This window comes from Nonomuraea maheshkhaliensis (assembly GCF_039529435.1).
In the GTDB taxonomy this organism is placed as follows: domain Bacteria; phylum Actinomycetota; class Actinomycetes; order Streptosporangiales; family Streptosporangiaceae; genus Nonomuraea; species Nonomuraea maheshkhaliensis.
Map to the genome: position 1 here is coordinate 1 of NZ_BAAAMU010000245.1, position 5,734 is coordinate 5,734.

Genomic DNA, 5,734 nt, shown 5'->3' on the forward strand with positions numbered 1-5,734 from the left:
CGACCGCTCGCGCGCCCGCCGCATCGCCGACGAGGCCGCCCGCCTGCGCGGGGACGCCGAGAACCGGGCGACGCGGGAGATCGAGCAGGCGCTCGAAGGCAGCGGCATCAAGGACAGGTCCTGGCTGCAGCAGGCCTGGGACACGATCTCCGCGCCCTTCAGGTCCTGGGACGACTTCGTGGCGTTCGCGGGCACGGTGGCGATGGTGGCCGGGCTGGTGGTGCTGGTCATCGGCACCGGTGGATTGGCCGGGGCGATCCTGGCCGGGGTGGCGCTGGCCGCTAGCGCGGTGGTGCTGGGGGACGCGCTCAACAAGTACCGGCGGGGTAGGGGCTCACTGGGTCAGGTGGGCATGGCCGCGTTAGGCGTCCTGCCGGTGGGCAGGGGCCTGGCGCTGGTGGCCAAGGGCGCCAAGGCGGTGACCGGCCCCAGCGGCGCGGCGGGCACCGTACGCCTCGGAGGCGGCGTCGTGATCGGCACCGGCGCGCTGCGACGAGGCGTCCCCGGCGCGGCACAGGGCGCACGGGCCGGCCAGTCCGGCGCGTCGCTGCGATCGGCGCTGGACGCGGGCGGCGCCCGCGCCACGACGGCCGCGACCACCTCGTGGCAGCGCGGCCGCCAGTTCTTCAGCCAGGACCCCGTGCACTTCCCGACCGGGGTCGTGCTGCTCCCGCAGACCGACGTCGAGCTGCCCGGCACGCTTCCGCTCCGCCTCGAACGCACCCATCTGTCCGGCTGCCGCACCGGCCGCTGGTTCGGCCGGTCCTGGGCCTCCACCCTGGACCAGCGCCTGGAGGTGGACGCGGACGGCCTCTATCTGGCCACCGAGACCGGCGCGCTGCTCACCTTCCCCCATCCGGAGCTCGACGGCGAGTCCCGCCCCGACGGCGGGCCCGTCCTGGTCCTGCGCGAGACCGACACCGGGTACGCCGTCACCGACCCGCTCACCGGCCGCACCACCCACTTCGCCGAGACCACGGAGCCCGGCGTGCTGCCGATCGCGGCGATCACCGACCGCAACGGCGCCAGGATCGACGTCCGCTACACCGACGGCCTGCCCGCCGAGGTCGTCCACTCCGGCGGCTACCACCTCGACATCGAGACGCATCAGGGCCGCATCGTCGAGATCCGCCTGCGCGGGGCGGGGCAGACGCTGCTGTCGTACGCGTACGACGAGGCCGGTGACCTGACCGAGGTGACCAACTCCTCCGGCCTGCCGCTGCGCTTCACCTACGACGACGACGGCCGGCTGACCCGCTGGCGCGACCGCATCGGCGCCTGGTACGCCTACACCTACGACCTGGAGGGCCGCTGCGTCTACGGCACCGGCTCGGCGGGCGTCTTCAACACCGAGCTGTCGTACGGCGACGGCGTCACCAGGGCCTGCGACTCCCTCGGCCGGCTCACCGTCTACCGGTACAACGAGCTGCTGCAGGTCACCAGCGAGACCGACCCGCTCGGCCACACCACCCGCTACCTCTGGGACGAACGGGACCGGCTGCTCGCGCGTACCGATCCGCTGGGCCGTGCCACCCGCTACTCCTACGACGACGCGGGCGCGCTGATCTCGGTCACCAGGCCCGACGGCGCCCGGCGCACCTGCGAACGCGACGCCCTGCACCTGCCGGCGACCATCATCGACTACGACGGCAGCACGACCACCCTGCGCCACGACGAGCGCGGCAACCTCGTCGCCGACCCGTCCGCCACCTACGCCTACGACGAGCACGGCCACCTGACGGCGATCACCGACGCGCTCGGCCACACCCACATCGTCGACAACGACCCCGCCGGGCTGCCCGTGGCGATCAGCGACCCGGCGGGCGCCACCACGACCTGTGTACGCGACCCGTTCGGCCGCGTCAGCGCCGTCACCGGCCCGCTCGGCCACACCACCCGCCACACCTGGACGGTCGAGGGCAAACCGGCCACCCGCACCACCCCGGGCGGCGCCGTCGAACGGTGGTCGTACGACGCGGAGAACAACCTCGTCGAGCACGTGGACGCCATGGGCGAGATCACCCGCTTCGAGATCGGCCCCTTCGACGTGCCCACCGCCCGCACCACCCCCGACGGGGCGCGGATCGAGTTCACCTGGGACACCGAGCTGCGCCTCACCCAGGTCACCGGCCCGCACGGGCTGACCTGGACCTACACCTACGACCCCGTGGGCAACCTGGTCGAGGAGCGCGACTTCGACGGTCGCGTCCTCACCTACGTGCGTAACCCGGCCGGCAACCTCACCGAACGGATCAACGGCGAGGGCCAGTCGACCAGCTACGTCTACGACGTCCTCGACCGGCTCATCGGCCGGCGCGCGGGCGACCGGCTCACCACGTACGACTACGACGCGCTCGGCCGCCTCACCCACGCCGCGAACCCCGACGCCGACCTGACCCTCACCCGCGACGCCCACGGCCGCGTCATCGCCGAGACCTGCAACGGCCGCACCCTGACCTCCGCCTACGACGCCCTCGGCCGCAGGGTGCTGCGCCGCACGCCGTCCGGCACCGAGACGATCTGGACCTACGACGCCCGCGGCCTCCCCCAGAGCCTGGAGACGAGCGGCCAGACCCTCCACTTCGACCACGACCCGGCCGGACGCGAGCTGTCGCGCACCTTCGGCGCCGGCGTCTCCCTGACGCACGAGTGGGACGACGACTCCCACCTGCAGTCCCAGACCCTCACCCGAGGGCCGGGCCGGCGCGTGGTCCAGCGCCGCACGTACGGCTATCGCAGGGACGGGCAGCTGACGGAGATCGACGACCTGCTGTCCGGCCGCCGCCGCTTCGACCTCGACCCGGTGGGCCGCGTCACCGCCGTCCACGGCGCCGGCTGGTCGGAGAGCTACGCCTACGACTCCGCGGGCCGGATCACCGACGCCGCCTGGCCCGCGCAGGGGGACGGCCAGGGGCCGCGCGCCTACACCGGCACCATGATCCGCCAGGCGGGCCGCACCCATTACGAGTACGACCGCCAGGGCCGCACAATCGTGCGCCGGCGCAAGGGCCTGTCCGCCAAACCCCGCACCTGGCACTACACCTGGGACGCCGACGACCGGCTGACCCACGTCACCACCCCTGACGGGGCCCGCTGGCGCTACCTCTACGACCCGCTCGGCCGCCGCATCGCCAAGGAACGCACCGACGGCTCCCAGCGCACGGACTTCGTCTGGGACGGCCTCACCCTGGCCGAGCAGTCCGCCGACGACCGGGTGACGGCCTGGGACTGGGCCCCCGGCACCTTCCGCCCCCTGACCCAGACCGAACGTTCCCAGGACCAGGTGGACGAACGCTTCTACGCCATCGCCACCGATCTAGCCGGGACGCCGTCCGAGCTGGTGGACGCAGGGGGCGAGGTGGCCTGGCGCACCCGCCGCACCCTCTGGGGCGCCTCCCCGGGCGCGCTCACCACCGGCCCCGACTGCCCCTTGCGCTTCCCCGGCCAGTACGAGGACGCGGAGTCGGGCCTGTACTACAACTACCTGCGCCACTACGACCCGGACTCGGCCCGTTACGCCACCTCGGACCCGATCGGGCTGAGGGGCGGCTGGGACCCCCACGCCTACGTCCCCAACCCCCACACCTGGATCGACCCCCTGGGCTTGAGCCCGTACGGGATCTGGAGCTCGACCAGCAGCAGGACCTCGGTCGAGAACGCCTACGGTCACTGGCGCAGCCACGGGGCCGAGTTCCCGCACCTGAACAACGCGAAGGAATACGTGGAGGAGGCGACGGGCTTCCTGACCGGCAGCAGTCCTGGGACCCTCACGAGGCAGCGGCCGAACGGCGACGTCGTTCGTTACAATCCGCAGACCGATCAGTTCGGGGTGCTGAACGCGCAGGGTGCTCCACGGACGTACTTCATCCCCGACCCACAGGTACACGGCTATCCGACGAACCTGGACTACTTCAATGCCCAATGACGGCGACCCCTACTGCCGGGTCTGCGGCCTTCTGCAATCCAGCCCGCCATGGGGCGACGACGGCAGGTCGCCCACGTGGGAGATCTGCGCCTGCTGCGGCACGGAGTTCGGCTATCAGGACGCGACACTGGCGGGTGTGCTGCGGGCCAGACAGGCGTGGGCGGCCAAGGGCTACCCGTGGTTCCAGGAGTCGGAGCGGCCCGTCGGCTGGCGCGTGGAGGACCAGCTCGTCCACGCCCAGCGGCTCTGAGGCGACCGCGGCTCACAGCACCGCCAGCTGAACCAGCTCCACCTTCCTGGACGTCCCCAGGTACCCCCGCCCCACAGGCCCCGCGAAGAACTGGTCGGGTTCCAGGCTCACGCCGTGTTCCCGCGCGTTCACCCGGTTCGTCGGGGTCAGCAGGCAGCGGGTGCCCGATCTGAGCATCTCCGTGACCTCCCCGGACAGCGAGCGCCGGTGCCCCTCCAGGAGCGGGGTCGCGTCACCGGCCAGGACGAGCGCGCGCCGGCCCAGCTCGGCCGGGGCGAGGATGTCCTGGAGGAGGGTGGGCAGGGTGTCGAAGCCCTGCTCGCGCGGCGTGACGGTGAGCTGGTCGAAGTCGTCCACGACGACCGCGTACCGCTCGCCGGCGAACGACTCGGCGGCCTCGCGCAGGTCCGCGTCGGTGAACGAGGTGCCGGCCAGAGTTCTGGCGCCGGGGAGGGCGTGGGCCAGCGGCGACCTGGGCGGCGCGACGGCCAGGACGTGCACCCCGGCCCGCAGCAGCCTCGTCGCCAGGACCAGCGCCGCGTTGCTGCGGCCCGACCCCGGTGGCCCGGACACCAGCACCAGATGCGGGCCGAGGTCGAACAGGTCGAGCTCGACGGGCGCGACGTCGGGGCCGCCGATCCCGACGGCCGTGCCGGGCAGCCCGTCCAGCGGGACGCGCGCCGGCAGCGGCGGGAACGTCTTGACCGAAGGCGCGGACTCGCGGCCGTGCCGGGGCCGGCCGGGTGGCGACGGGATGTGCTCGGGCGGCAGGCACACCTGGACGTGCAGCCCCGAGGCCGCCTCGATCGCCCGCCCCGGCAGGACGGGCGGCGACACCATCCCCGACGACAGGTACGACCGCCGCGTCTCCTCCCGCGCGAACGGCAGGAACAGCCGCCGCGAGAACAGGTCGGGCGTCTTGCCCCGCAACATGTCGTGCCCGCCCGCGGCCACCGTGTGCACCCCCACCGGCGGCCCGCCGGCCACGATCGAGCGCAGCGTGGCCAGCAGCGGCGTCTCGAAGAAGTCGGGGTCGGCGCGGTCCTCGAAGCACTCCCACCCGTCGATCACGAACACGATGACCGGCGTGGCCGGCTCACCTGGCGACGCCTGTGCCAGCCGCCGCCGCTCCACCTCGCCCGCCAGCCACGTCACCATGCGCCTGATCCGGTCGGGCTCGCCCGCCCCCGCGACGGCCCCGCAGTGCGGCAGGTCCGCGTACGTGGCCAGCCCGCCGGGCCGGTGCTCGACCACGTACAGCCAGACCTGCGCGGGCGAGGTGCGGGCGGCCAGGCTGGAGATCAGCGTCCGGCAGAACGTGGTGCGCCCCGACTGCGGCCCGCCCGCCACCATGAGCCGCTCGTTCCCGCGCAGGTCGAGCGCCATCGCGGGCTGCGCCTGGTTCGCGGGGTCGTCCGCCAGCCCGTACGGCACCCCGCCCGCCCCCTCGACCTCACTGAGCGGCAGTGAGGCGGGCAGCGGCGGCAGCAGCGGGCGGAACGGTGGCTCCATGGGCAGTTCGCGGGCGGCGGCGCGCACCGCGTCGATGGCCAGGTCCT

Annotated in this window: 3 protein-coding genes; 2 read left to right on the top strand and 1 reads right to left on the bottom strand. The window is 73.5% G+C overall.

Going from position 1 to position 5,734, the window contains the following annotated elements; all coding sequences use genetic code 11:
* Positions 1 to 3,925 (top strand): RHS repeat-associated core domain-containing protein (locus ABFX54_RS55625; RefSeq protein WP_346115436.1); only part of this gene is annotated, 3,925 nt, incomplete at its 5' end.
* Positions 3,915 to 4,175 (top strand): hypothetical protein, encoded by a 261-nt coding sequence (locus ABFX54_RS55630; protein ID WP_346115437.1) that lies wholly within the window; start codon positions 3,915 to 3,917, stop codon positions 4,173 to 4,175. The genes ABFX54_RS55625 and ABFX54_RS55630, both read left to right, overlap by 11 nt.
* Before the next feature lie 12 nt (positions 4,176 to 4,187).
* On the opposite strand, the gene ABFX54_RS55635 is transcribed toward ABFX54_RS55630, so the two are convergent.
* On the bottom strand, positions 4,188 to 5,734 hold a 1,547-nt coding region (locus tag ABFX54_RS55635), incomplete at its 5' end, for an FtsK/SpoIIIE domain-containing protein (protein ID WP_346115438.1).

What these genes read in the sequence shown, in the direction of transcription:
- ABFX54_RS55630 (WP_346115437.1), top strand. Translation starts at nt 3,915, where the DNA reads ATGCCCAATGACGGCGACCCCTACTGCCGGGTCTGCGGCCTTCTGCAA.